Source organism: Acuticoccus yangtzensis, from assembly GCF_001927245.1.
Lineage (GTDB): Bacteria > Pseudomonadota > Alphaproteobacteria > Rhizobiales > Amorphaceae > Acuticoccus > Acuticoccus yangtzensis.
In genome coordinates, this window is sequence record NZ_MJUX01000001.1 from 1,322,602 (window position 1) to 1,346,246 (window position 23,645).

Annotated in this window: 22 protein-coding genes and 2 pseudogenes; 10 read left to right on the forward strand and 14 right to left on the reverse strand. The window is 71.1% G+C overall.

Annotation, left to right across the window (positions count from 1 at the left end; all coding sequences use genetic code 11):
* Positions 1–404 precede the first annotated feature (404 nt).
* On the forward strand, positions 405–2,399 hold the full coding sequence (locus BIX52_RS05930; protein ID WP_075219974.1) for a methyl-accepting chemotaxis protein: 1,995 nt from the start codon (positions 405–407) through the stop codon (positions 2,397–2,399).
* Positions 2,400–2,516: 117 nt separating this feature from the next.
* Here BIX52_RS05930 and BIX52_RS05935 read toward each other — a convergent pair whose 3' ends face one another.
* Together BIX52_RS05935 and BIX52_RS05940 are read right to left on the reverse strand one after the other, a co-directional pair.
* Positions 2,517–3,647 carry an alpha-D-ribose 1-methylphosphonate 5-triphosphate diphosphatase gene (locus tag BIX52_RS05935; protein ID WP_075219975.1) on the reverse strand — a complete coding sequence of 377 codons (1,131 nt, stop codon included), beginning with the start codon at positions 3,645–3,647 and terminating at the stop codon, positions 2,517–2,519.
* Entirely contained in the window at positions 3,644–4,318 is a 675-nt protein-coding gene (locus BIX52_RS05940) for a DUF1045 domain-containing protein (RefSeq protein ID WP_075220214.1), read from the reverse strand. Before BIX52_RS05940 ends, BIX52_RS05935 begins: the two co-directional genes overlap by 4 nt.
* A gap of 173 nt (positions 4,319–4,491) precedes the next feature.
* Between BIX52_RS05940 and BIX52_RS05945 the strand changes: the two genes are divergently transcribed.
* Positions 4,492–5,571 (forward strand): bacteriorhodopsin, encoded by a 1,080-nt coding sequence (locus BIX52_RS05945; protein ID WP_075219976.1) that lies wholly within the window; start codon positions 4,492–4,494, stop codon positions 5,569–5,571.
* A gap of 3 nt (positions 5,572–5,574) precedes the next feature.
* Here the strand turns inward: BIX52_RS05945 and BIX52_RS05950 are convergent.
* The 3 genes and pseudogenes from BIX52_RS05950 to phnK form a co-directional block, all read right to left on the reverse strand.
* Positions 5,575–6,185, reverse strand: a pseudogene (locus tag BIX52_RS05950) (DapH/DapD/GlmU-related protein).
* A 4-nt stretch (positions 6,186–6,189) separates the two neighbouring features.
* Positions 6,190–6,882 carry a phosphonate C-P lyase system protein PhnL gene (gene phnL / locus BIX52_RS05955; protein WP_075219977.1) on the reverse strand — a complete coding sequence of 231 codons (693 nt, stop codon included), beginning with the start codon at positions 6,880–6,882 and terminating at the stop codon, positions 6,190–6,192.
* Between the two features lie 2 nt (positions 6,883–6,884).
* Positions 6,885–7,817, reverse strand: coding sequence for a phosphonate C-P lyase system protein PhnK (gene phnK / locus BIX52_RS05960; RefSeq protein ID WP_083660035.1), 933 nt, complete (start codon positions 7,815–7,817; stop codon positions 6,885–6,887).
* A 434-nt stretch (positions 7,818–8,251) separates the two neighbouring features.
* Between phnK and BIX52_RS05965 the strand changes: the two genes are divergently transcribed.
* Positions 8,252–8,650: a hypothetical protein gene (locus BIX52_RS05965; RefSeq protein WP_139312719.1), complete on the forward strand. Its 399-nt coding sequence runs from the start codon at positions 8,252–8,254 to the stop codon at positions 8,648–8,650.
* A gap of 38 nt (positions 8,651–8,688) precedes the next feature.
* On the opposite strand, the gene BIX52_RS05970 is transcribed toward BIX52_RS05965, so the two are convergent.
* The 7 genes from BIX52_RS05970 to BIX52_RS06000 all read right to left on the reverse strand — a co-directional run bounded on the left by BIX52_RS05970 (position 8,689) and on the right by BIX52_RS06000 (position 13,935).
* A complete protein-coding gene (locus BIX52_RS05970; RefSeq protein WP_157956204.1) occupies positions 8,689–8,997 on the reverse strand; it encodes a hypothetical protein in 309 nt (102 codons plus the stop codon).
* 175 nt (positions 8,998–9,172) lie between these two features.
* Positions 9,173–10,018 (reverse strand): alpha-D-ribose 1-methylphosphonate 5-phosphate C-P-lyase PhnJ, encoded by an 846-nt coding sequence (locus BIX52_RS05975; protein ID WP_075219980.1) that lies wholly within the window; start codon positions 10,016–10,018, stop codon positions 9,173–9,175.
* On the reverse strand, positions 10,015–11,115 hold the full coding sequence (locus tag BIX52_RS05980) for a carbon-phosphorus lyase complex subunit (RefSeq protein ID WP_075219981.1): 1,101 nt from the start codon (positions 11,113–11,115) through the stop codon (positions 10,015–10,017). The genes BIX52_RS05975 and BIX52_RS05980 overlap by 4 nt, the downstream gene beginning before the upstream one ends.
* A complete protein-coding gene (gene phnH / locus BIX52_RS05985; RefSeq protein WP_075219982.1) occupies positions 11,100–11,696 on the reverse strand; it encodes a phosphonate C-P lyase system protein PhnH in 597 nt (198 codons plus the stop codon). Before phnH ends, BIX52_RS05980 begins: the two co-directional genes overlap by 16 nt.
* Positions 11,696–12,196 carry a phosphonate C-P lyase system protein PhnG gene (gene phnG / locus BIX52_RS05990; protein WP_075219983.1) on the reverse strand — a complete coding sequence of 167 codons (501 nt, stop codon included), beginning with the start codon at positions 12,194–12,196 and terminating at the stop codon, positions 11,696–11,698. The genes phnH and phnG overlap by 1 nt, the downstream gene beginning before the upstream one ends.
* A 225-nt stretch (positions 12,197–12,421) precedes the next feature.
* Positions 12,422–13,204 carry a Bax inhibitor-1/YccA family protein gene (locus tag BIX52_RS05995; protein WP_075219984.1) on the reverse strand — a complete coding sequence of 261 codons (783 nt, stop codon included), beginning with the start codon at positions 13,202–13,204 and terminating at the stop codon, positions 12,422–12,424.
* 212 nt (positions 13,205–13,416) lie between these two features.
* Positions 13,417–13,935, reverse strand: a complete 519-nt coding sequence (locus BIX52_RS06000; protein WP_075219985.1) for a hypothetical protein — start codon at positions 13,933–13,935, stop codon at positions 13,417–13,419.
* 426 nt (positions 13,936–14,361) lie between these two features.
* Between BIX52_RS06000 and BIX52_RS24020 the strand changes: the two are divergent.
* The 6 genes and pseudogenes from BIX52_RS24020 to BIX52_RS06035 all read left to right on the forward strand — a co-directional run.
* A pseudogene (locus BIX52_RS24020) lies at positions 14,362–15,069 on the forward strand (sirohydrochlorin chelatase); the annotation flags it as partial.
* A gap of 483 nt (positions 15,070–15,552) precedes the next feature.
* The gene (locus BIX52_RS23435) at positions 15,553–16,197 is read left to right on the forward strand and encodes a precorrin-8X methylmutase (protein WP_205647724.1); all 645 of its coding nucleotides are present in this window, start codon (positions 15,553–15,555) and stop codon (positions 16,195–16,197) included.
* Positions 16,198–16,309: 112 nt separating this feature from the next.
* Positions 16,310–17,488, forward strand: coding sequence for a bifunctional cobalt-precorrin-7 (C(5))-methyltransferase CbiE/decarboxylating cobalt-precorrin-6B (C(15))-methyltransferase CbiT (locus BIX52_RS06015; RefSeq protein WP_075219986.1), 1,179 nt, complete (start codon positions 16,310–16,312; stop codon positions 17,486–17,488).
* Positions 17,485–19,968 (forward strand): precorrin-3B C(17)-methyltransferase, encoded by a 2,484-nt coding sequence (cobJ, locus tag BIX52_RS06025; protein WP_205647701.1) that lies wholly within the window; start codon positions 17,485–17,487, stop codon positions 19,966–19,968. The genes BIX52_RS06015 and cobJ overlap by 4 nt, the downstream gene beginning before the upstream one ends.
* Positions 19,965–20,747, forward strand: a complete 783-nt coding sequence (gene cobM / locus BIX52_RS06030) for a precorrin-4 C(11)-methyltransferase (RefSeq protein ID WP_075219987.1) — start codon at positions 19,965–19,967, stop codon at positions 20,745–20,747. The genes cobJ and cobM overlap by 4 nt, the downstream gene beginning before the upstream one ends.
* Before the next feature lie 129 nt (positions 20,748–20,876).
* The gene (locus tag BIX52_RS06035) at positions 20,877–21,728 is read left to right on the forward strand and encodes a c-type cytochrome (protein WP_245803118.1); all 852 of its coding nucleotides are present in this window, start codon (positions 20,877–20,879) and stop codon (positions 21,726–21,728) included.
* A 37-nt stretch (positions 21,729–21,765) separates the two neighbouring features.
* Here BIX52_RS06035 and BIX52_RS06040 read toward each other — a convergent pair whose 3' ends face one another.
* Together BIX52_RS06040 and BIX52_RS06045 are read right to left on the reverse strand one after the other, a co-directional pair.
* Positions 21,766–22,056: an AzlD domain-containing protein gene (locus tag BIX52_RS06040; RefSeq protein WP_075219988.1), complete on the reverse strand. Its 291-nt coding sequence runs from the start codon at positions 22,054–22,056 to the stop codon at positions 21,766–21,768.
* Positions 22,053–22,805 (reverse strand): AzlC family ABC transporter permease, encoded by a 753-nt coding sequence (locus BIX52_RS06045; protein ID WP_075219989.1) that lies wholly within the window; start codon positions 22,803–22,805, stop codon positions 22,053–22,055. Before BIX52_RS06045 ends, BIX52_RS06040 begins: the two co-directional genes overlap by 4 nt.
* A 294-nt stretch (positions 22,806–23,099) precedes the next feature.
* On the opposite strand from BIX52_RS06045, the gene BIX52_RS06050 reads away from it, so the two are divergent.
* Positions 23,100–23,609: a TlpA disulfide reductase family protein gene (locus BIX52_RS06050; protein ID WP_157956206.1), complete on the forward strand. Its 510-nt coding sequence runs from the start codon at positions 23,100–23,102 to the stop codon at positions 23,607–23,609.
* Positions 23,610–23,645: the final 36 nt, after the last annotated feature.

The following is a 23,645-nucleotide window of genomic DNA, read 5'->3' on the forward strand; positions in this document are numbered from 1 at the left end:
TCTCCTTCGCCATGGGGGACGGGGCGGCGGTAAAGCCGTCGCAGCAGATCCAGCGGCCGCGTGACCGGGCGCCCGTGAGGCGCGAGCCCGCTCGCCGCTCCGCTTCTGCCATGTCCCGTCCCGCTGGGCCGGTTGGTGAATTCGGCGGGCCGGTTCACACCGCACCCGATAAACAGTCACCCTTGAAACGACGCCCCCTCTGTTTCGTTTCATGCGACCCGCGAAAATCTGCGGCGCCCGGCGTATGGCTGCGTCCCGCCCGCGCCCCCTTGAAGCGCGGCACCAGCTCGCCCCGGCCGCGCTCCTGCCTCGGCCCAGGGTGCGCTGATAGCGATGACGCCGATGTTTCCCACCCGAAGGTAGTTCAGACAATGCGATTGGGCACGCGTATCACGCTTGTGGCTATGGTTCCCCTCCTCGGCCTGACCGCGCTGTGCGTCTGGGTACTGAGCGAACAATATGTCCTGTGGCAGCGCGCCGACATGGTCATGCGCAGCGTCACCTACGCACCGTCCTTCGGCGGACTGGCGCACGAGATGCAGAAGGAACGGGGCCTCTCCGCCGGTTACATCACCGCGAAGGGGGGCAATTTTACGCCGCTTCTGGAGGAGCAGCGCCGCCTGACCGACGCGGCCTACACCAAACTGGTCGCGATGCTGGACAACGGCCCGCTCGAGGGCGCGATCGGCGAGGCCGCCGATGCGGCCATGGCCGAGATGGGTGCCCTCGCCGACATCCGCCGCCAGGTCTCCGACCTCACCTGGACCGTGCCCGACATGGCGAAAGCCTATACGGGGCGCATCATGGCGCTGATCACCACCGCCAGCATGGTCGCCGACACCGCCGATGATGTGCGCACCGCGCGCATCGCCGGTGTCTACAACGCGCTGTTGATGGCCAAGGAGATGGCGGGACGTGAACGGGCCGCGGGCGCGGTCGGGTTCGCCGCAGGCCGGTTCTCCCACCGGCAGCTCCACACCCTCGCGACCCTCGGCGCCGAACAGGACGCCCTCGTCGCCCTCGCCTTGTCGCGCGCTCCTGCGAAGGACCGGCCGGCCATCGAGGCCATCACCACAGGCGAAGAGGCGGCCCGTACCGATGCGCTGCGCGAGGTCGCCCTCGAAAGCCTCACGAGCGGCAACGTCGGCGGTATCACCGGCCCGGAATGGTTCGCCGCCTCCACCGCCCGTATCGACGTCATGAAGAAGGCGGTCGATGCGGTCACCTCCTCGCTGCTGACGGTGGCCGGAACCCACGTCGGCGAGGCGCGGACGCACTTCTTCATCATCGTAATCGCCGGCGGCCTCAACACCGTGCTGTGCCTCTTGGTGTCCATCTTCAACGTGCGCGGCCTGAAGGCACCGATTTCGCGGATCGTCGCGCAGATCGGCCAGGTCAGCAGCGGCACGACGGACATCAGCATCGAAGACGCCGACCGCTCGGACGAGATCGGTGACATCGCCTCGGCGCTGGAGCTCATGCGGCGCGGCGAGGTGGAGCGCAAGAAGCTGCTGGAGAAGGAGGCGGAGCGCCATCGGCTGGAGGAGCTGAGGACCAAGCGCATGGAGGAGGCGATCGACGCCTTCCAGTCGCGCGCCCAGACCACGCTGGCCGCGCTCGACGAGATGAGCCACGCTTTGACCGAAGTCGCCGACAATCTCGCCGACACTGCGGATCATACGGCCTCCGGCTCGACCCAGGCCAAGGCGTCGTCCGACGAAGCGGCGCGCGCGGTCCAGGGTGTCGCCGCGGCGATCGACCAGCTCCACGGCTCCATCCACGAGATCACCAGCAAGGTGGCCACCTCGCAGAAGGCGACGGACGCGGCCGCGTCGGTGGTCACCGCCACCTCCAAGCGCGTCACCGGCCTCGCCACCGCGGCGGAGGCGATCAACAACGTGGCGACGATGATCGCCTCGATCGCCGAGCAGACGAACCTTCTCGCCCTCAACGCCACCATCGAGGCGGAGCGGGCGGGGCCTGCGGGACGCGGTTTCGCCGTGGTGGCGCACGAGGTGAAGGCGCTCGCCAATCAGACGGCTGCGGCCACCAGCGAGATCGCCAAGCAGATCGAGGACATCCAGAGCGAGACGCGCTCGGCGGTTCAGGGGATCGACGAGATCCTGGGGCGGTTCGATGCGCTGCGCTCGTCCTCGCAGGGAATCTCCTCGGTGATGTCGGAGCAGAGCGCGGCGACGCGGGACATCGGCGCCGGCGTTCAGAGCGCGACGGAGGGGTCGCTCACGGCCTCCAAATCCGTCAGCCTGGTGGTGACGGCGGCAGAAAAGGCGTCCCACGACGCTCACGACGTGCAGTCCACCGCGACGCGGATGCGCGACGTCTCCAGCCAGCTCCGCGAGGTCTTCTCGACCTTCCTCACCCAAGTGCGCGCCGTCTAGGCGCGCGCCGCTCCCGGATCGCGCGCCGTCTGGGCGCGCGCCGCTTCCGGATTACTCGCCGTCTAGGCGCGCCACACTCGGGCTGGGCGGCGTCGAGACCTGGCCGACCGGCGCGCCTCAGACGACGCGGAGCCCCTCGCGCCACACGCCGCGCACCACCGGGATCTCGCCGCGCTCGCGCCGCCGCACCCGCACGATGTCGCCGCGCAGGCCCTCCACGAGCCGGCCGCGGTCGTCCATCTTCAGCGCCCGTGCCGGGTTGGCGGACACGGTGGCCAGCGCCGCCGGCAGCCCCCACCCTTCCCGGTCCGACAGCACGAACGCTGATTGCAGCATCGAAAAGGGCACATAGTCGGACGAGAGGATGTCCAGCATCCCGAGGTCCGCCAGCTCCGCCGCCGACACGTTGCCCGAGTGCGAGCCGCCACGCACCATGTTCGGACCGCCCATCAAAATCTGCATGTCCGCCGCGCGCGAGGCCTCGGCCGCCTCCACCGTGGTCGGAAACTCGGCGAGCGTCACGCCGTCGCGGATCGCCTCGTCGACATGGCCCGTCGTCGCATCGTCGTGGCTGGCGATGATGACGCCGCGCGCCTTCGCCCGTTCGGCCAAGGCGCGGCGGTTGCGATCGGACCACTTGCCCGCCCGCGCCACCCGCTCGGCCTTGAAGAGCTCGAACTCGGCATCGTTCATGCCGCTCTTGCCCTGGAAATAGATCTTGTAGGCCTCCATCGAGCGGAACTGGCGCTGACCGGGCGTGTGGTCCATCAGCGAGATGAGCCGCACGTCAGCGACATCCTCGAACAGCTCGAACCCCGCGATCGCCATCTCGTCCGACACCTCGCATCGCAGGTGGAAGTGATGCTCGGCCCTCAGACGGCCCTCCGCCCCGGCCGCGGCGATCGCATCGGCGAAGTCGCGCGAGTCCTGGGAGGTGATGGCGGCGTCAGCGTCTAGCCCCACCCGCAGCGCGTCGAGCACGGTGGTGATGCCGGAGGCGGCGATCTGCGCATCGTGGGCCTGGATCGCGGCGGTGACGTTCCAGCGCACCTTCGGGCGGGGGGCGATGTGGGTCTCGAGGTGATCCGTGTGCAGCTCGATGAGGCCGGGGACGATATAGTCACCGCCGCAATCCTCGCCCGCGGCCGGCCCTTCGCCGATGGCGGCGATGCGCCCGCCCTCCAGCACGATATGGCCGCGCACCACCTCGTCCGGCAGCACAAGATGGGCATTGGTCAATGTGGTCACGGGGTCTTGTCCGAATTGTCGTTGGCGGCGGTGCCCTGGGCGGCAATCACCCTGAAGGCCCCGCCGGGCGTGTCTTCACGATAGATGGCGTGGACGAGCGGGTGGGCCGCCTTGTCCAGCGCGCCGAAATGGGAGCGCGCGGCCGCGGCGACGGCCTCGGCACCGATGCCGAGCGGCCCGGTCAGCGTCATGTGGAACTGGAAGCGCTCCATCACATAGGGATAGCCCCATGTGTCGAGCAGCTCACGCTCGCGCGGGTCCAGCCGTTCAGGCTGGCGGCGGGCGAGGTCGGCCGCGGTCAGCGGGGCGCGCAGCGGCTCGAACGCCTCCACCGCGGCGCGCGCGGCGGCGCCGAGCGCCGGATCGTCCGACCGGAAGGCGAGGAAGCGCGACAAGGGGGCGATGGTGAGCACTGGAACGATGGGCGCAACGCGGGCGATGTGGTGCCGGAAGGCGGCAACGAGGTCGAGCTCGGACACACCGTCGGCAAGCCGGAAGGGGGCGCGCAACGTGGCGTGGAAGCCGTAGCGCGCGGGTACATGGGCCGACGCCTCGGGCGGTGCGACGGGGGGCATCGCCGCGTCGAAAAAGGGCGAGCGGCCGAGCCAGGAGGCCGCGGCCTCGGCCAATTGCGACCCGTCGGGCGGGGTCAGATAGACGGCGTAACGCATCGCACCTTCATACACTCGTGACGAACGATTCGAACCTCACGGCCGTTTCATCACAAAAGACTGCAAGGCACGAGCCGGAGCGACCCTATGCCGAGGACAGACCATCCGGGCCGACCTGTCACATATGTTTGTGACACGGCGTCGACACCCCTCCTCCCCGCAGGAGGCGGCCGATGAGCGCCGCCAGCGTGATCACCGCCGCGGACTGGGTGGGCGCGGCCTTCCTCGCGACCGGGGCGGGCGCGATCCTGGTGCTCGGCGGGTTCGATACGCCGCGCCAGTCCGCCCGCACCGCGCTCGCCGCCGTCACCGCGATGCTGGCCGCCGCCTTCTACGCCTTCCCCGCCCTCGGCATCCCGGCGCTCCACCTCGGCTTTGCCGCGGTGGAGGCGCATTATGTGCTGTGGCTGGCCGCCTCGCCGCTGGTCCTCGCCGCGCTGATGGTAACCGCGACCCCCGCCGGCCGCAGCCTCTTGCCGATGGCGCTGACCGCCATCTTCATCGACGTGGCGATGGTCGTCGCGCTGGCGGTCGCGGGCGGCGCATCGGGCGGCGCGGCGGTGGTGTGGTTCATCGCCGCCGCGATCCTCCTCGGCATTCTCGCCGCGGTGCTGTGGGGCCCGGTGCGCTCGTTCGCCCATGAGGGCCACCCTGTCCGCGCCGCGCTTTATGACCGCCACGCCGGCATCCTCACCGTCCTGTGGGGGCTGTGGTTTCTGGCGGTGCTGCTGGGCCCGTCCGGCGTCGGGGGCATCGGTCCGGTGGCGCAGGAGGTGGTGTTCATCCTGGTCGACGTTGCCGCGTTCGCCGCCTTCGGCCTGTTGGTGGCGCTGGAGGACGAGAAACTGGCGCCGTTGGAGGAAGGCGCCGAGGCCGAGCACATGGCCGAGCGCGCGGCCGCCGAAGTGCCCTACCCGCTGCGGCCGGCCGCACTGACCGGCGAGGCGGCGGAGGCCGAACGGCTTATCGCCCTGCACTATCGCCGCGTGGCCGAGCGGGAAGCCAGGCGCCGGGCGCGCCGCGAGAGGGTCGCCGTGCGCCCGCGCAAGCCTGCCCCTGCCGCCACGCGCGCCGCCGCCAAGCGTGAGGAGCGCCCCCCGCGCCACCCGCGCAAGCGTCCGGGCCTCTTGACCGCGCTGACCGCCACACCGTTCGGGCCGCTGACACGAGAGGATGCCCTGCCCGTCGCGCTGGTCGCCGGGGTGCTGATGGTGGTGGCGCACGCGGACAAGATCGGCGGCCGGCGCCGCTGAGCCTCAGCCGCCGTGCTTTTCCAGGAACACGTCCACCGGGAGCGCCTGAAAGTCCGGCAGTGCGGCGGCCAAGCGATCGTGCGGCCAATCCCACCAGGCGAGCGCCATCAGCCTGTCGCCCACCGCAGCGGGGAAGCGCGGGCGCAGCGGCCGGGCCGGAACGCCGGTGACGATCCAGTACGGCGCCACGTCGCGCGTGACCACCGCGCCCGCCCCGACGACGGCCCCGTCACCCACGGTGACGCCGGGCATGATGGTGGCACCGTGGCCGATCCACACGTCGTTGCCGATCCGCACCCGGTCGGCGCGGCGCCAGTCGAACAACCCTTCGTCGTGCGCCGCGCCCTCGAAATAATCGCCCGCGCGATAGGTGAAGTGGTGCGACGAGGCCCGCTCGATCGGATGGTTCGACGGGTTCAGCCGCACCGCAGCGGCGATCGACACGAACTTCGCCACGTCCGCGTAGAGCACGTGGCCGTTTCCATGATGTAGCTGTAGTCGCCGAGCGTGGACTCGGCGATCGCGGTGTGGGCCGCAATCTCGGTGTAGCGGCCCAGCGTGGTGCCGGTCACCCGCGCCGTGGGGTCCACGGTCGGCGCCTCGGAAAGCCGCATCGGCTCAGGCGGCCCGGCGCGGCGAGAAGGCCGTCACGTCGACCACGCGGTCGCACACCGCCTCGCGCACCTCGTGGTCGTGGAAGATGCCGAGGATGGCCGTCCCCGCCGCCTTCTTCGCCGTGATCAGGTCCACGACGACGGCGCGATTGGCGGCGTCCAGGCTCGCGGTCGGCTCGTCCACCAACAGCAGCGGCGTCTTGCGGATGAACCCGGCGGCGATGTTCACGCGCTGCTTCTCACCGCCCGAGAAGGTCGCCGGCGGCAGGCCCCACAGCCGTTCGGGCAGGTTGAGGCGCGTCAGCAGCGATGCGGCCTCCTCGCGCGCGCCGTCGCCGCCGCCCGCCGCGCTCACGAGGTCGAGCGCCGAAACGCGTGGGATGGCGCGCAGGAATTGCGTCACCTCGGCGATCGTCTCGCGCCGCACCGCGGCGAAGTCGCGCGCGGTCATCGCCGTGGTGTCGACGAGGGCGCCGCGGTGGCGCACCTTCACCGCCCCGGACCGCGCCTGATAGGTGCCCGCGACGATCTTCATGATCGAGCTTTTGCCCGCGCCGGACGGGCCGCCCAGCACCACGCATTCCCCCGCCGCGACGGTGAAGCTGACGTGCTCCAGCACCGGCAGGACGATGCCGCCGCGCAGGTGCATGGTGAAGGCTTTCGAGAGATTTTCGACCGCGAGGATGGTGTCCGCCATGGTCACACCGCCAAAATCGAGGAGACGAGGAGCTGGGTGTAGGGGTGCTGCGGGTCTTCGAGCACCCGGTCGGTGAGGCCCTCCTCCACCACGCGCCCGCCCTTCATCACCATCATGCGGTCGGCGAGCAGCCGCGCCACGGCGAGATCGTGGGTGACGAGGATGGCGGCGAGGCCCAAGTCGGCGACGAGGCGACGCATGACGTCGAGCACGCGGGCCTGGACGGAGACGTCGAGCCCGCCGGTTGGCTCGTCGAGGAAGACGAGGCGCGGATGGGTGACGAGGTTGCGGGCGATCTGCAGGCGCTGGCGCATGCCGCCGGAGAAGGTGCGCGGGGCGTCGTCGATGCGGTCGGCGGGGATCTCGACACGCTCAAGCCAGGCGGCGGCGGTGGCGCGGATGTCGCCATAGTGGCGGCCGCCGACGGCCATCAGCCGCTCGCCCACGTTGCCGCCGGCGGAGACCGACATGCGCAGCCCGTCGGCGGGGTTCTGGTGGACGAAGCCCCAGTCGGTGCGGGCGAGGCGGCGGCGCTCGGCCTCGGTCATATCGTCGATATCGGTCACCGTGCCGTCCCGCAGGCGGTAGGTGATGGCGCCGGAGGTGCGCGGCAGGCGGCCGGAGACGGTGCTGAGGAGCGTGGTCTTGCCGGAGCCGGATTCGCCGACGATGGCGAGCACCTCGCCCGGCCAGAGCGAGAAGGTGACGTCCGCGCAGCCGATGCGCGCGCCGTAGGTCTTGGTGAGGCCGGTGGCGGTGAGGAGCGGCGCGTCCTCGTCCGGCGTACCGGGCGCGCGCGGCTGATCCGCTCCGGGATGCGCCCCGTGCGCCGCAGCCCTGCGGAGTGCGGTGCCGGTGTTCAGGGTGTGCGGCGCGGCGCTCCCCTCTGCCGGTCCCGGCGGGGATGGGAGAGGGTTCGCCGTGTCGGTGGCCATGGCCGTGTCCTTACTCTGCGCGGGCGTATCACACTGCCGCCGCGTGATGGCGCGGGCCATCTTGCGTCCCCGGCGGTGCGCGGCCGCCGTGCCGCCTGCCCTGCCGCCGCTCCGATGCCGCCCAATGCCAAGGCGCCATGACAGGGTTGTGACGCCGACCCTGCGCCCGAATGCGGTGCCGGTCCACCGGGCGGTGCGCAAAAGGAGGCGCGTGGGCGTCGGCCGGACCGCAGACCGAGCCTGACCGCGGTGCGGCGGGCGGCAACCCTGTGGACGGCAACCCTGTGGACGGCAACCCTGTGGACGGCAACCCTGTGGACGGCAACCCTGTGGACGGCACCGCGGCAATGAACGGCGCAGGCGCGGAGACAAGGAAGCATTAACCAAGTGCGTTCACGACTTGGTCAGATCATGGGCGCCGAAGGGATCGGGAGATGTCGAGACTGGCCATGCCTCTGGCTCTGGCGGCCGCGCTGTCGCTGTCGGGATGCATCTCGGGCGATTGGAGCGGGCTCGGCCTCTTCGCGGAGGCGGACAGTGAAACCTGCCGGTCGGACGGTTGGGTCGACGTGTGCCAGGACGGCGGGGCGATCCGCGTCACCGACAACAGCCCCGGCGCGCGCCAGCTCAGCGAGGCGGAGCTGGCGGACCGGGCCTATGACCTCATCGACGTCGCCCAGCTTCCTGTCGGCGGATCGCAGTCGGGACCGGCCGGCGCGGGATTTTCGCTCGGCCGGACGGATCTCAGCGCTTGCAGCGTCGGCAGCGGGATCGCCGAGGGGAACACCGCCATTTTGACGTGCCGCCTGACGATGGTGGTCACCCTCGACTGAGGGCGACCACCACCGCGTCATGCGGGTTCGGCGAGCGATCAGCAGCCGGTCGGGGCGAGGCTGACGTAGTCTTCCTTGATGCGCTTGCGGGTCTCGATATAGAGCGGCGCGTTGCGGCCGACGACGTAGCGGTTACCATCGACGGAAATGGTCTTCTGGGCGCCGCGCAGCTTGATGCCCTTCGGATAGACTTTGTAATGGGCCGGGTAATAGGTGCCGACGTAGCACTTTTGTGCACCGCGGTCGTCCCGCTCGACGACATAAGAGTCCGTCGGGTCCCCTGCCAGCGCGGGCAGAGCGAAAGCCGACATGGCGGCGCTAATGGCAGCAATACAGATCAGTTTCATAAAAATCTCCCACAAGCCAAGGTCCATCAGGGGCACCCCGTGCCTGTGGATACAAGTAAAAATTGGGTTGCGCTGTCAATACTTCGTTTACCGATTTGTGCGTGCCGGCGCATTGCCATAAGTCTTAACGTGCGCCGTTAACCATTTTTTCGCCCGCCGATCGGCCGAGTTGAACTTAAACGTTCGGCGCCTCCGCGGCGCGTCTCTGCGTGCAGAAATCCGTATCCGAGCAGGTGAACATGCGCCCACCCGCGTCGTCGGTCACGATCTCGTCAAGGTAGACGCCGGTCGCCCCGCACAGCGCGCAGGGTGCATCGAACGCCTGCACCGCGAAGGGATGGTCCTCGAAGTCGAGGCTCACGACCTCGGTGAAGGGCGGCACCGCGTAGATGCGCTTCTCACGTCCGGCGCCGAAGAGCTGCAGCGCGGGCGAACGGTGCATCTTCGGATTGTCGAACTTCGGCGTCGGCGAAGGGTCCATGATGTACCGCCCCTCCACCTTCACCGGGTAGGCGTAGGTGGTGGCGATGTGGCCGTGGCGGGCGATGTCCTCGTAAAGCTTCACGTGCATCAGGCCGTATTCTTCCAGCGCGTGCATCACCCGCGTCTCCGTCTCGCGCGGCTCCAGGAAGCGCAAGGGCTCGGGGATCGGCACCTGGAAGACGAGGATCTGCCCGGCCGAGAGCGGCGTCTCGGGGATGCGGTGGCGGGTCTGGATGATCGTCGCGTCCCTGGTCGCCGTCGTCACCGCCACGTTGGCGACGCGGGCGAAGAAGGCGCGGATGGACACCGCATTGGTGGTGTCGTCGGACCCCTGGTCGATCACCTTCAGCGTATCGTCGGGGCCGATGATGGAGGCGGTGACCTGCACGCCGCCGGTGCCCCAGCCATAGGGCATCGGCATTTCGCGGCTGGCGAAGGGGACCTGGTAGCCGGGGATCGCCACGGCCTTCAAAATCGCCCGGCGGATCATGCGTTTGGTCGCCTCGTCGAGATAGGCGAAGTTGTAGGTGAGCGTCACTCCGCCGCCTCCTGCGCGTCCGTTTCGCCGGGCGCGGCGCCGGCGGCGGCCTCGGCGCGGAGGCGCCGCACCAGCGCCGCCTCGGCCTGGAAGTCCACGTAGTGGGGCAGCTTCAGGTGCTCCACGAAGCCGGTCGCCTGCACATTGTCGCTGTGGGCGATGACGAATTCTTCGTCCTGCGCCGGCGCCACGCGGTCCTCGCCGAGTTCGCCCGCCCTCAGCGCGCGGTCCACCAGCGCCATCGCCATCGCCTTCCTCTCCACCCGGCCGAAAACGAGGCCGTAGCCGCGCGTGAATTGCGGCGGCTCCTCGGCGGACCCGTGGAACTGGTTCACCATCTGGCATTCGGTCAGCGTCATGGTGCCGAGCGTGACGGGGAAGCCGAGTTCCGGCACGTCGAGCTCCAGCTCCACCGCGCCGGTGCGGATCTCGCCCACGAAGGGGTGGTTGCGCCCGTACCCGCGCTGCGTGGAATAGGCGAGGCCGAGAAGCCATCCCTCGTCGCCGCGCGCCAACGCCTGCAGCCGCACGTCACGCGGCAGCGGCGAGACGAGCGGCTCGCGCGTGAGGTCGCCCGGCTCGGCGTCGCGCGCGGCGGGGTCCGCGGCGTCCGGCTCGACAAGGCCCTCGTGGCCCAGAACGTCGGTCACGCGCGGGGCGGGGCCGAGCGGGTCCGCGGTGGCGGGCGGCTCAGCACCAAGGTCCGGCTCGATCAGGCGGTGCGTATAGTCGAAAGTCGGCCCCAGCACCTGGCCGCCGGGAAGGTCCTTGAAGGTCGCGGAAATGCGCCGCTCGATCGCCATCGCCGCGGTGTCCACGGGGCGCGAGGCGCCGAGCCGCGGCAAGGTGGTGCGGAAGGCGCGCACGAGGAAGATCGCCTCGATGAGGTCGCCGCGCGCCTGGCGGATGGCGATGGCGGCCAGCTCCGGGTCATAGAGCGAGCCCTCGGCCATCACCCGGTCCACGGCGAGCGTGAGCTGGCCGGCGATCTGCTCGGCGGTGAGTTCGGGAACGGCGGGATCGCCGCGGCGGTCCTTGGCGAGCAGGCGGTGGGCGTTGGCGATCGCCGCGGCGCCGCCCTTCACTGCGACGTACACGTGACCTCCGTGGTGCGCGGCAGCCCGACGACGCCGGCGCCCGCTTCGTCGATGAGGATGAAATCCAGACCGCGCGGGAACAGCGCCCGGTTGGCGGCGAGGCGGGCGAGCACCGCGTCGGACAGGTCGGCGTCGAGGGTGCGGGCGCCGTCGATGCCGGGGCCGGCGAGGCGCAGCGTGCGGCCTGAAAGGCGCACCGGGGCGATGAGCGTGGCGGAGCGGTCCGGGTAGACGTCGTCGCCAACGCTGAGCCCATTCGGCAGCGCGTTCAGACCGGTGACGGCGGCGAAGCGCGCGGCGGCCGGGTCGGCGGTGACGGGGGCGCCGGTGTGGAAGGTGAGCCAGGGCGCGGCCGCCGCGAAGGCGGGGGCGAGATAGACCGGCGTCTCCTGGTCGGCGAGCGTGAGGAGCACGGCGCCCGCCCCGGCAGAAAGCGGCGCGGGCGGCCCGGCGGCCGGCAGAGCGTGGACGGTCCCGGGCTCGGCGAGCGCGGACAGGACGGCGCGAAAAGCGGCCTGCGCGTCGAACACGGGGTGCGCGAAGGCGCCCTCAAGGGCGGTGGTGAGATCGGAGTTGTCCATCAGTCCTCGCCCCGCACCATGGTGAAGAAATCGACCCGCGTGGCGGCGACCTCGGCGGCGCGGGCGGCCTCGCGCGCGGTGCGGGCGGCGTCCATCGCGCGGGCGGCGGCCGCGATCGTTTCCGCGTGCGCCGCGGTCTGGGCCAGCGCGTCGAGGAGGGCGATGGCTTTGGCGCGCGTCTCGTCCCGGCCCATGACGTGGCCGAAGCCGACTTCGCCGCTGGCAAGCTTCACGGTGCAGCGCGCCACGGTGGCTTCGCCCGCATTGAACGGCGCGCCGCCGCCGCCGATGCGTCCGCGCACCATGACGAGGCCGACCTCCGGCCCGCGCACGACGGTGTAGTCCGGCGCGGGGTCGATGGCGCCGAGCGTCGCCAGCACCTCGTCCGCCTCGGCGAGGGCGAGGGTGCGCAGGAGGGCCTGGCGGGATGCGATGGCGGGGTCCGGCGCCGGGGCGGGATCGGGCGCGGTGGCGGCGGGGTCGGGGGCGGGTCGGGTCATGTCGCCTCGCTAGGCAGGCTTCGTGACAGCCTTATGACCGCGGGAGCGATGGCCCGGCAAGCGGGTGGCTTCTCCGCCCGCGTCTTGAGGCCGAGCGAGGGGCTCGTCCGCCCGCGTCTTCGCGGCAGCGGTGCGGCCTGCCCGCTCGCATCGCCCCTTCGCGCAACGAAAAAGGGCGCGGGGAAGACCCCGCGCCCTTCGTCCAGCCCGGAAGGCCGGGTCCGATTACTGGCGGTTGCCGAGCAGCGACAGCAGGAACTGGAACATCATGATGAAGTCCAGGTAGAGCTGCAGCGCGCCGATGACGGCCTTGCGGCCCGCCGTGGCCGAGTCGTCGCCCACATAGTAGCTTTCCTTGATCTTCTGCGTATCGAACGCGGTCAGGCCGGCAAACACCAGCACGCCGATGATCGAGATCGCGAACTGCAGCGCGGAGGACTGCAGGAAGATGTTCACCAGCATCGCGATGAAGATGCCGATCACACCCATGATCAGGAACGAGCCCATCCCGGACAGGTCCTTCTTGGTGGTGTAGCCGTAGAGGCTGAGACCACCGAAGGCGACCGCCGTGATGAAGAACACGCGCACGATGCTCTCGGACGTGTAGACGAGGAAGATCGTCGACAGCGAGGCGCCGACCAGCGCGGCATAGAGGAAGAAGAGCGCGCGGGCCTTCGCCGGCTCCATCTTGTGGACGCCGAAGGAGAGCCAGAAGACGACGCCGAGCGGGGCGAGCGCCAGCACCCACTTCAGCGGGGTCGTGTAGAGGGTGACGCCGAACTGCGTCAGATAGATGCCGTTGCCGACCTGCGCGACGGCGCCTTCGCCGCCCTGCGTGGTCGCCAAGGCGAAGACGGCGAGCGCCGCCACACCCGTGAGGGCGAGCCCGATGGCCATGTAGTTGTAGACCTGCAGCATGTAGCTGCGCAGGCCCTGGTCGATGGATGCATCGTACCGCGCGGCTCCAGTGGCCGGCCGTGTGGTCGTGTTCTGATTCCAGGTCGCCATTGAAATCCCTATGACAGTCCTAAGGAGCCGGGGCGGGCGGCCGCGAACGGACGCCTCCCAGGTCGGTAAGATATGGCAACCGGGCAACCGCGCCGCAAGAACTTCGCGCATGGGTGCGGCTTCGGATCGTCGTCTTTTGCCGCCGCGCTCGGGCGCCAATTGACGCAGCCGGCGCGCAAGGCCCGGCTCCGCGCCGCCGCCCGCAGCCTCGCCTACTCGCGCTCGAAGGTGATTTCGGCCGTCGTCACCAGCGTTTTGCCGTCGGACATCGTGTCCACGGTGACGATGCTGAATTCCTTGTCGTTTGCGGGGGCGATCGTCATGGTCGCGATGTCGTCGCCATGGATCGTCTTCGGAAACGTCATGGTCAGGACGATGCGCCCGTCTTCCTGCGGCCCGCCGTCGAGCTCGGCCGGCCCCGCATTGGAGCCGATATAGGTGCCCTTCAGCCGCTCGCCCTGGCGCACCATGTCGGCGCCGATGGCCCGCTTCAGCACCATCATCGCCCGGCATTCGCCATCGAAACCGATCTGGTCGCCGGACTGCGCGCCCTCGATCTCGCAGGTGACGTTCATCTTGCGCGACTTGTCATCCTTCTGAACGAAGCCTTTGCCGCTCCACTTGCCGGTAATATCGAAAATCGAGGTTTCCTCGGCGGCGGCCTGACGGACCGGCACAGCGAGATTAAACCCGGCCACCATCAAGGCCGTGACGAGTGTGAACTTCAGCATCCCATCTCCTTCAACCGCTTTGATTGCGCCGCATCATAATAGATGCGTCATGGATACCAACGGAGCTTCGCATAATCCGTTCGCGGTGCGATGGCGAGTCACAGGTCGGCGAGGCGCTTGTCAGAGTTCGGCATCACTGGTAGCTCCAGGGCCGCAGCGTTCCGTGGAGGAACTGGAAGCGATCGCGGTGCGGCCGACCCAACTCGGGGGCCAAGTCCGCGGCTGTGTCTGACGGGTCCGGCCCCTCGGCCGCCCCCGCCATCCCGGTGCGCGCGTCGTGAATGGAGACTCTATGCGCACCCCGACCGCCGCCATGCCCGTCCCCCTGCGCCCCGCGGTGAGCGCGGCTGTGCGCCCGAAGGCGAACGAAGGCGACGCGGTCTCGATCCGAGCGGGTGCGGCACGATGAGCGGTAAAATCGGTGTCATGGTCTGCGGCCACGGCTCGCGGTCCAAGAGCGCGGTCGCCGAATTCGCCACCGCCGCCGAGGCGCTGAAGACGCGGTTCCCGGACTGGCCGGTCGAATACGGGTATCTGGAATTCGCCAACCCCGTCATCCGCGACGGTCTCGATGCCCTGCGCGCGAAGGGCGTGGACCACATCCTCGCCGTGCCGGGCATGCTGTTCGCGGCGATGCACGCCAAGAACGACATTCCGAGCGTCCTCAACACCTACGCCGCCAAGCACGGCATCCGCATCGACTATGGCCGCGAGCTGGGCGTGGACGCTCGGATGCTGCGCGCCGCGGGCGAGCGGGTGCGCGCCGCGCTGGAGGAGCTCGACGCTGCCCACGGCCCCGCCCCGGCGAGCGAGACCTGCCTCGTCGTCGTCGGCCGCGGCGCGTCGGACCCCGACGCCAACGGCAACGTCGCCAAGGTGGCGCGGCTTCTGTGGGAAGGCTTCGGCTTCGGCTGGTGCGAGACGGCCTATTCGGGCGTGACCTTCCCGCTCGTCGAGCCGTGCCTGGAGAAGGTGGCGAAGCTCGGCTTCAAGCGCGTCGTCGTGTTCCCCTACTTCCTGTTCTCGGGGATCCTGATCGACCGCATCTACGGTTTCGCCGACACGGTGGCCGCGCGCCATCCGGACATCGCCTTCGCCAAGGCGTCCTATCTCGGCAGCCACCCGGCGGTGATCGACACGTTCGCCGAGCGCGTGACCGAGCTTCTGGACGGCCCGGCGGCGATGAATTGCGGGCTATGCAAATACCGCATCCAGGTGCTGGGCTTCGAGGACGAGGTGGGTGCGCCGCAGGAGAGCCACCACCACCACGTCGAGGGCATGGGCGCATCGGCTCCCGGCTCGGCGGTCGAGACCTGCCGCCTGTGCCACACCTTCTGCACAGGCGCCTGCCGCCTGCTCGCCGGCCCCGGCGACCACCGCCATCATGGGGATGGGCACGATCATGGACATGCGCACCACGATCATGGCCATTCTCATGCGCACGACCATGCGCATCACGATCACGCCCACGAGCACACGCATGGTCATGGGCACACCCATGACCATGACCATGGCCACGCACAAGCAGAAGGGCACGGGCACGATCATGGCCACGGGCACGGCCACCATCACCCGCGCTATCCGCACGAGAACCACCCGCTCGGCCCCAAGAGCGTGGTGACGGGCGGCCTCTACACCTACGAACGCGATCCCGACGCGATCTACGCCCAGTCCTTCGCCATCATCCGTGCCGAGGCCGACCTCGCCCGCTTCGGCGACGCGGCGCCGCTCGCCGAGCGCATCGCCCACGCCGCGGGCGACACCGGCGTTTTGGCCGACCTCGTCGTCCACGGCCCGGTGATCGCCGCCGCCAAGGCCGCGCTCGCCGCGGGCCGCCCCGTCATCGTCGACACCGAGATGACGCGCCACGCCATCGCCGCGCGCTACGTCCCGCGCGAGCAGGTGCGCTGCCACATCCTCGACGCCGAGACGCCGGCCGAGGCGGAGGCCGCCGCGACCACCCGCTCGGCGATCGCCATCCGCCGCGCGGCGGACGCGCTCACCGGGTCCGTCGTCGTCATCGGCAACGCGCCCACCGCACTGTTCGAGCTGCTGGAGCTGATCCGCGGCGGCGCCCGCCCCGCCGCCATTTTCGGCTTCCCCGTCGGCTTCGTCGGCGCGGTGGAATCGAAGGCGGCGCTGGTGGCGATGGCCCCGGCCCCCTTCGCGACGGTACGCGGGCGGCGCGGCGGATCGGCCATCGCCGGGGCCGCGCTCAACGCCGCAGCCGCCGCCACCGCCGACACGCGCATCAGCGCCTGATGCGCCGCTCCGGGACCCGCCGCCCGGTGGGTCCCGCCCGCCGCGCCTTCATTCGCACGCCGGCCTGGTCCGCCTGTCGTCCCGCCACCCGCCGCGCTGCAGGCGGCACACCGTGACGGACCCCTGGCTCACCGTCGTCGGCTGCCTGCCGGGCGGCGCGCTCGCCCCCGGCGCGCCCGCGGAGGCACTTCACGCCGCCGCCGTGTTCGGCCCGGCGCGGCTTTTGGATGTCGTCGCCGTCACGCCGGAGCGCCGCCGCCCGTGGCCGAGCCCCTTCGCGGACGGCATCGCGGCGCTTCTTAGTCTGCGCGGCACCCCCGTCACGGTGCTGGCGAGCGGCGACCCGCTGAACCACGGCGTCGCCGCCACGCTGCTGCGGCATGTGGCGGCTGAGGAGATGCGCGTCTTTCCCGCACCCTCCGCCTTCTCGCTGGCGGCGGCGGCTCTCCTGTGGCCGCTCGCCGAGGTGGCGCAGGTCTCGCTTCACACAGCCCCGCCGGAAGCGATCCTCGGCCACGTCGCGCCCGGCCGCCGCATCCTCGCCCTCACCCGCGACGGCAAGGCGCCCGCGCTCATCGCCGCCGCCCTCACCCGCGCGGGCTATGGCGACGCGGCACTCGCCGTCTGCGCCGACCTCGGCGGCCCCGGCGCCAGCGTCTATCGCACGCGCGCGGGCGAACTGACGGGCGAGATGCCCGCCCTCAACGTCCTGGCCGTGGAGTGCGGCGCGGGCCCCTCCCCGCTCACCGTCGACGCCCTCACCCACGACGGCTGCGTCACCCGTGACGAGGTGCGCACGCTCACCCTGGCGGCCCTCGCCGCCGCCCCAGTCGCGTTTGGCCATCTGTGGGACGTCGGCTCCGGCAGCGGGTCCGTCGCCATCGACTGGATCCGCCGCGGCGGCACGGCCACCCTGTTCGAGCGCCACCCCGGACGCCTCGCCGCCATCGCCGCCAACCTCGCCGCCACGGGCACCGCCTCGGCCGCCACCGTGCTGGCCGGGGACGCCGCGGCGGCGCTCGCCCAGGCGGCCGACCCCACGCACATCTTCATGGGCGGCGCGGTCGGCGATGCGGCGCTGTTCGAGGCGCTGTGGGCGCGGCTGCCCGCGGGCGGCCTCTTCATTTCCAACGCGGTGACGGCGCTGGCGGAGGCGGAGACGATCCGCCGGCACGCGCGCCTCGGCGGCCGGCTGACACGCATCGCCCTGTCGCACGATGCCCTCATCGGCGGCCTCACCGCCCTCAAGCCGGCCATGCCGGTCCTCCAATGGCGAGCCACACGATCATGAGCGGGACACTTCACGTCGTCGGGGTCGGCCCCGGCGACCCGGACCTCATCACCCTGAAGGCGGCGCGCGTCATCGAGTCTGCCGCCGTCGTCGCCTACCCGCAGACGACGACGGGGAGCCTTGCCGCTCGCATCGCCGCCGCGCACATCGGCACCGCCGAGCAGGCCCCGTTCACGGTGCCGATGAGCAATGACGGCGCCGCCGAGGCCGCCTACGACGCCGCCGCCGCGATGATCGAAGCCCACTGCGCCGCCGGCCGCGACGTGGCGCTCCTGTGCGAGGGCGACCCGATGCTCTACGGCAGCGCCGCCTCGGTGACGGCGCGGCTCGCCGGGCGCGTTTCGATCGCCATCGTCCCCGGCGTCGCCGCGGCTACCGCCTGCGCCGCCGCCGCCGGGGCGAGCCTCGTGCGCGGCGAGGCCCCTCTCACTATCCTCCCGTCCACCGCCGATGCGGACATTCTGCGCCGCGCCCTCGCCTCGCCCGGCGCCGTGGTGCTCTACAAGGTGGGCCGTCACTTCGACGCGGTGCGCGCGCTGGTCGAGGAGGCGGGGCGCACCGGCACACTCGTCATCCGCGCCACCACCGAGGACGAGCGGGTGATGCCGCTCGCCGACGCGCCCGCCGGGATCAAGCCCTACTTCTCCACCATCCTGGTAACCGACCCACCCGCCCCGCGGCCCGCCCCATCCGGCGACGTCGCCGTGGTGGTGCTGGCGCCGGGCGCGCTGGAGACGGCCCGCCGCGCCAAGGCCGCCCTCGCAGCCGAAGGCCGCGCCGTGACGCTGCACGGCCTCGCCGCCCGCGTCGCCCCGGAGGAGGTCGACGTGTCGTTCGCCTCCGCGACGCACCATATCGGCCGCCTGTTCGCGGGGGGAACCTCCGTCGTCGGCGTCTGCGCGGCGGGGATCCTCATCCGCAGCGCGGCGCCCTTCGTGCGGGACAAGACGACCGAGCCGCCCCTCGTCGCGCTCGCCGAGGACGGGAGCGCCGTCGTGCCTCTGCTCGGCGCCCACCACGGCGGCGGACGCATCGCCGCGACGCTCGGCGCGACCTTCGCCGTCGCCCCCGCCGCCACCACGCTGTCCGACACGCGCCTCGGCATCGCTCTCGACGATCCGCCCGAGGGCTACACCGTCGCCGACATCGCCCCCTTCAAGGCGCTCGCCCGCACGCTGGCGTCGGGCGATGGCGTCGACACCGCGGCCCCCTTCCTCGCCGACCTGCCGCGCGGGCCGCACAAGGTCGCCGTCACCTCGCGCCTCGCCGAGGACGCCGCGACGGTGCCGACCTACATCGCCCGCACCGTGGCGCTCGGCATGGGCGCGGAGCGGGGCGCGGACCCCGCCGCCGCCGTCCGCCTCGCCCGCACGATGCTCGCCGCCGCCGGGATCGACCCGCGCGCCGTCGCCGCCGTCGTCACGCTGGACCTGAAGGCCGACGAGACCGCGCTCCACGCCGTCGCCGCCGACCTCGGCGCCCCGCTCCGCGTCTTCACCCGCGAGCGCCTCGCCCAGGAGGACGCCCGCCTCGCCACACCGTCCGACGTGGTGCGCGCGGCGGTCGGCATCGGCGGAGTCGCGGAGGCCGCCGCCCTCGCCGCAGCGGGGCCGGACGGCATCCTCGTCTCGCCCAAGGTGATCGGCGACGGACTGACGGTGGCGCTCGCCGAAGCCCCGGCCCCCATCGGCCCCGTCGGCCGCGCGCGCGGAAAACTCACCGTGGTCGGCATCGGCCCCGGCACGACGCTCTGGCGCACGGGCGACTGCGTTGCGGCGCTCGCCCGCGCCGACGCCTTCGTCGGCTACACGCTCTATCTGGACCTCGTGGAGGACCTGCGCGCCCACCAGACCCGGCACGACTTCCCCCTCGGCGACGAGACGGAGCGCACGCGCTTCGCCCTCGAGCTCGCCGCGGAGGGGCGCGAGGTGGCGCTGATCTCGTCGGGCGACCCCGGCATCTACGCCATGGCCACCTTGGCGATGGAGCTCCTCGACACCGGCGACCTCAGCGACGCGGCCCGCCGGGTGGACGTCGCGGTGGTTCCGGGCGTCTCCGCCGCGCAGGCCGCCGCCGCCAGAGCGGGCGCGCCGCTGGGGCACGACTTCGCGTTCATCTCGCTGTCCGACCTTCTGACGCCGTGGCCCGCCATCGCCCGGCGGCTGATGGCGGCGGCCGCGTCCGACTTCGTGGTGGCGCTCTACAATCCCCGCTCGCGCCGCCGCACGGAGCAGCTCGCCCGCGCGCTGGAGATCTTCCGCGGCTCGCGCCCGGCGACCACACCGGTGATCCTCGCCGCGAATGTCGGCCGCCCGGCGGAGGCGATCACCGTCACCACCATCGCCGACCTCGACCCCGAGGACGTCGACATGCTTTCGACCGTCATCATCGGCGCGTCAACGACGCGCGCCTTCACGCGCGGTGACGGGCGCACGCTCGTCTACACCCCGCGCGGCTACGACAAGAAGAATACGTTATGACGATCCACTTCATCGGCGCCGGCCCCGGCGCGCCCGACCTCATCACCGTGCGCGGCCTCAACCTCATCCGCCGCTGTCCGGTCTGTCTCTATGCCGGATCGCTGGTGCCGGAGGCGGTGGTGGCCGAAGCGCCGGAGGGCGCCCGCGTCATCGACACCGCGCCCATGAACCTGGACGAGATCATGGCCGAGATGGAGGCCGCCCACGCGCGGGGGGAGGACGTCGCCCGCGTCCACTCCGGCGATCCGTCGCTCTACGGCGCGATCGGCGAGCAGATCCGCCGGTTGGAGGCGGTCGGCATCCCCTTCGACATCGTCCCCGGCGTGCCCGCCTTCGCCGCCGCCGCCGCCACGCTGAAGACCGAGCTGACGCTGCCGGACGTCGCCCAGACGGTCATCCTCACCCGCACGGCGATGAAGTCCTCCGCGATGCCCAACGCCGAGGACCTCGACACGCTGGGTGCCTCGGGGGCGACGCTCGCCATCCACCTTTCGGTGCGCAACATGCGGCACGTGGTGGAGACGCTGACGCCGTTCTACGGCGAGGACTGCCCGGTGGCCGTGGTGGTGCGCGCCTCCTGGCCCGACGAGGAGGTGATCCGCGGCACCTTGTCGACCATCGCCGCCGCGGTGCGCGCCGCGAAGGTCACGCGCACGGCGCTGATCCTGGTCGGCCGGGTGCTGGACCCCGGCGCCTTCACCGACTCGGCGCTCTACGACCCGGCCCACCGCCACCTTTTCCGCAACCAGAAGACCAGGAAGCACGAGCCGTCCGCCTAGCGACGGCCGGAGCGGGGCGCGCACACGGACCGTCACGGCCGATCACATTGCGTCAGGCCGGTCACCAGACCGTGGCAATATGATGCAGTCTCATGTTATGTGGAACATAAGCATAACATGGGAGGCGCAATGCGCAAGACGATCACGTGGGCCGCCGCGGGGGCGGCAATGATGTGCGCGGTAGCTGGGGGCGCCGGCGCGGCCGAGTCCCTCAGCCAGCCGGAGCTGGTGAAGCGGGGCGATTACCTCGTCAACACCGTGATGGCCTGCGGCAACTGCCACACGCCGATGGGGCCGCAGGGGCCGGACATGAGCCGCTTCCTCGCCGGCGGTTTCCACTTCGACACGCCCGGTTTCAAGGTCACGGCGTCCAACCTGACCTCGCATTCCACCGGCCTCGGCGACTGGAGCGACGAGGAGATCAAGACGGCCATCCGAACCGGCCACAGGCCGGACGGCAGCGCCCTCGCCCCGGTGATGCCGACGAGCTACTACAAGATCCTCACCCCCGGTGACCTCGACGCGGTTGTCGCCTACCTGCGCACCGTGCCGCCGGTGGACAACAAGGTGCCGGATCCGGTCTATGACGGTGCCGCGCCGCCAGCCTTCCCCGGCGCCGAAACGCCGCTGATGGAGGACGCCCAGGCCGCCGACCCGGTGGAGAAAGGGCGCTACCTCGTCACCATCGCCCACTGCATGGAATGCCACATGACGCGCGAGCCGGGCGCCCCACTCGGCGGCGGCGGCCTGGAGATCCCCGGCCCCTGGGGCGTGGTGGTTTCCGCCAACATCACGTCGGATCCGGAGCACGGGCTCGGCAACTGGTCGGACGAGGAGATCGTGAGGGCGATCACCACCGGCATCTCGCGCGACGGCAAGGAGCTCAGCCCGCCGATGGGCTATCCTTATTATGCGCACATGACACCGGAAGACTTGGCGGCGATGGTCGCCTATCTGCGCACCATCCCGCCTGCGCCGTAAACCGCCAGCGCCGTGACGGGCGGCGCCGTGACCTTCCTCAGACGGAGCGCAGGACGACCATCACCGCCATCGCCGAGAAGACGGTGATGGTCGTGCCGAAGCGGAACGAGAGGAGCAGCGCGAGGCCCAGGACCACCGCCTCGCGCCATCCCCCGTCGACGGCCGCGGGAACGACCAGGGTCGTCATCACGGCGGCCGGCACCGCGTCGAGCGCGGCGGCGACGCGGAAGTGAAGCCGCTCGAACCGCGAGAGGATGAGGTAGCCGCCTGTGCGCGCGACCATCGCCACGATGGTGCAGGCGGCGATGAAGACGAGATCGTCGCTCATCGGGCGGGGCTCATCCGCCCGTCATCGGCAGGCGCGTCAGGGTCGACCAGCGACAGGTGGGGCTGAAGCTCCGGCTCCTCGGGCGCCGACAAAGGCGGCGAGCCGGGCCGCGCCACGATCGCCGCCGCCAGCATGCCGCCCAGGCAGCCGATGGTCATGTGCCACGGTGTGCCGAGGAAGGTGATGCCCCACTCCGGCGCCTTGTAGACGATGCCGGAGACGATGAAGGTGACCACCACCGTCAGCGCCCAGTTGGGCCGCCGCCGGAAGCTCATCACCAGCGCGACGAAGTAGATCGGCAGCAGCATGTCGAGCGCGTAGGCTTCGGGGTCGGTCAGGAAGGAGCCGAACAGGACGCCGAGCGCCGTGCCGCCCAGCCAAACCACGTAGAGCGAGACGCCGAGCCCGAAATAGGCCGCGAGGTTGAGCCGCTGGCGCTCTTCCTGGATGAAGGCGAAGGTCGGGTCCGTCAGCAGGAAGAAGAGAGGCAGCTTGACCCGCCAGGGGAAGGACCGCACCGCCTTGGTGACCGCCGCCGAATAAAGGAGATGGCGGAAGTTGACCGCGAAGACGGACAGGACGACCGACCACATGGGGATCTTCTGCCCGTAGAGGTCGATGGCGACGAACTGTGCAGAGCCTGCGAAAACCACCGCGCTCATCAGGATCGTGTCGAATCCCGACAGGCCGCCGCGCCCGAGGGCCAGGGCGCCGAACAGCATCGCCATCGGCGCCAGCGCGGTTTGCACCGGCAGACCATACGCCACGCCAACACGAACGGAGGACCAGAAGGATTGCGCCACCCGCGCCACCTACACCCGCGCCCAAACCTTCGCAAGCATGCCATATGACGACGCTATGGCTCACCATCGGCATGCGCTGCCCCTTCGCCAGGGCGCGAGGGACGGGCGCCCGCGGCTCGAGGCGGCCCGGGATATAGGGGCGCCCGCGGGACGAAGGGGTCCGCGGCACAGGGGAGAGTGATGATGGACGCGAGGCCGGCCGCACGGCACCGCCGGTGCCACGGGACCCGCATCGGGACCGTGCTGGACCGTCGCGCGGCGCTCGCCCTCCTTCTCGGCGGAGCGCTGGCGGGGATCGCCGCACGTTCGGCCGCAGCCGGAGACGGGAGCCGGGACGGGCTGCGCTTGGAGAACGCGCGAGGCCGGAGGACGACGCTCCCCGCGTTGACCGGCGGGCGGCCCGCCATCCTCCACGTTTGGGCGACGTGGTGCGCGCCGTGCCTGACCGAGCTGCCGGAGCTGGCGCGCTACGTCGCCGCCCATCCGGCCGAGGCGGAGGCGGTGGTGATCGTCTCGGCCGACACACGGCCCACGGCGGATGTGGCCGCCTTCCTGGGCGAGCGGATCGGCCTCGACCTTGCCACATGGCGCAGCACCGGGCCGACGCCCGGTGACGTCTACGGCCTCACCGGCCTCCCCGCCACGCTGTTCCTCGCCGCGGACGGCACCGTCGTCGCCCGCCACGCGGGATCGCTCGACTGGACCGCGCCCGAGACGGCGGCGCGCATCGCCGCCCACCTCGCGCGCTGAGCCGATCCGGCCTGGCTGAACCCGCTTCGCCGCGCG

Coding starts and splice junctions, on each gene's coding strand:
- BIX52_RS05930 (WP_075219974.1), top strand. CDS start 405: ATGGTTCCCCTCCTCGGCCTGACCGCGCTGTGCGTCTGGGTACTGAGC.
- BIX52_RS06000 (WP_075219985.1), bottom strand. CDS start 13,935: ATGCTGAAGTTCACACTCGTCACGGCCTTGATGGTGGCCGGGTTTAAT.
- cobM (WP_075219987.1), top strand. CDS start 19,965: ATGACGATCCACTTCATCGGCGCCGGCCCCGGCGCGCCCGACCTCATC.
- BIX52_RS05970 (WP_157956204.1), bottom strand. CDS start 8,997: ATGAAACTGATCTGTATTGCTGCCATTAGCGCCGCCATGTCGGCTTTC.
- cobJ (WP_205647701.1), top strand. CDS start 17,485: ATGAGCGGGACACTTCACGTCGTCGGGGTCGGCCCCGGCGACCCGGAC.
- BIX52_RS05965 (WP_139312719.1), top strand. CDS start 8,252: ATGTCGAGACTGGCCATGCCTCTGGCTCTGGCGGCCGCGCTGTCGCTG.
- BIX52_RS06035 (WP_245803118.1), top strand. CDS start 20,877: ATGCGCAAGACGATCACGTGGGCCGCCGCGGGGGCGGCAATGATGTGC.
- BIX52_RS06040 (WP_075219988.1), bottom strand. CDS start 22,056: ATGAGCGACGATCTCGTCTTCATCGCCGCCTGCACCATCGTGGCGATG.
- BIX52_RS05940 (WP_075220214.1), bottom strand. CDS start 4,318: ATGCGTTACGCCGTCTATCTGACCCCGCCCGACGGGTCGCAATTGGCC.
- phnK (WP_083660035.1), bottom strand. CDS start 7,817: ATGGCCACCGACACGGCGAACCCTCTCCCATCCCCGCCGGGACCGGCA.
- BIX52_RS05995 (WP_075219984.1), bottom strand. CDS start 13,204: ATGGCGACCTGGAATCAGAACACGACCACACGGCCGGCCACTGGAGCC.
- BIX52_RS05945 (WP_075219976.1), top strand. CDS start 4,492: ATGAGCGCCGCCAGCGTGATCACCGCCGCGGACTGGGTGGGCGCGGCC.
- phnG (WP_075219983.1), bottom strand. CDS start 12,196: ATGACCCGACCCGCCCCCGACCCCGCCGCCACCGCGCCCGATCCCGCC.
- phnH (WP_075219982.1), bottom strand. CDS start 11,696: ATGGACAACTCCGATCTCACCACCGCCCTTGAGGGCGCCTTCGCGCAC.
- phnL (WP_075219977.1), bottom strand. CDS start 6,882: ATGGCGGACACCATCCTCGCGGTCGAAAATCTCTCGAAAGCCTTCACC.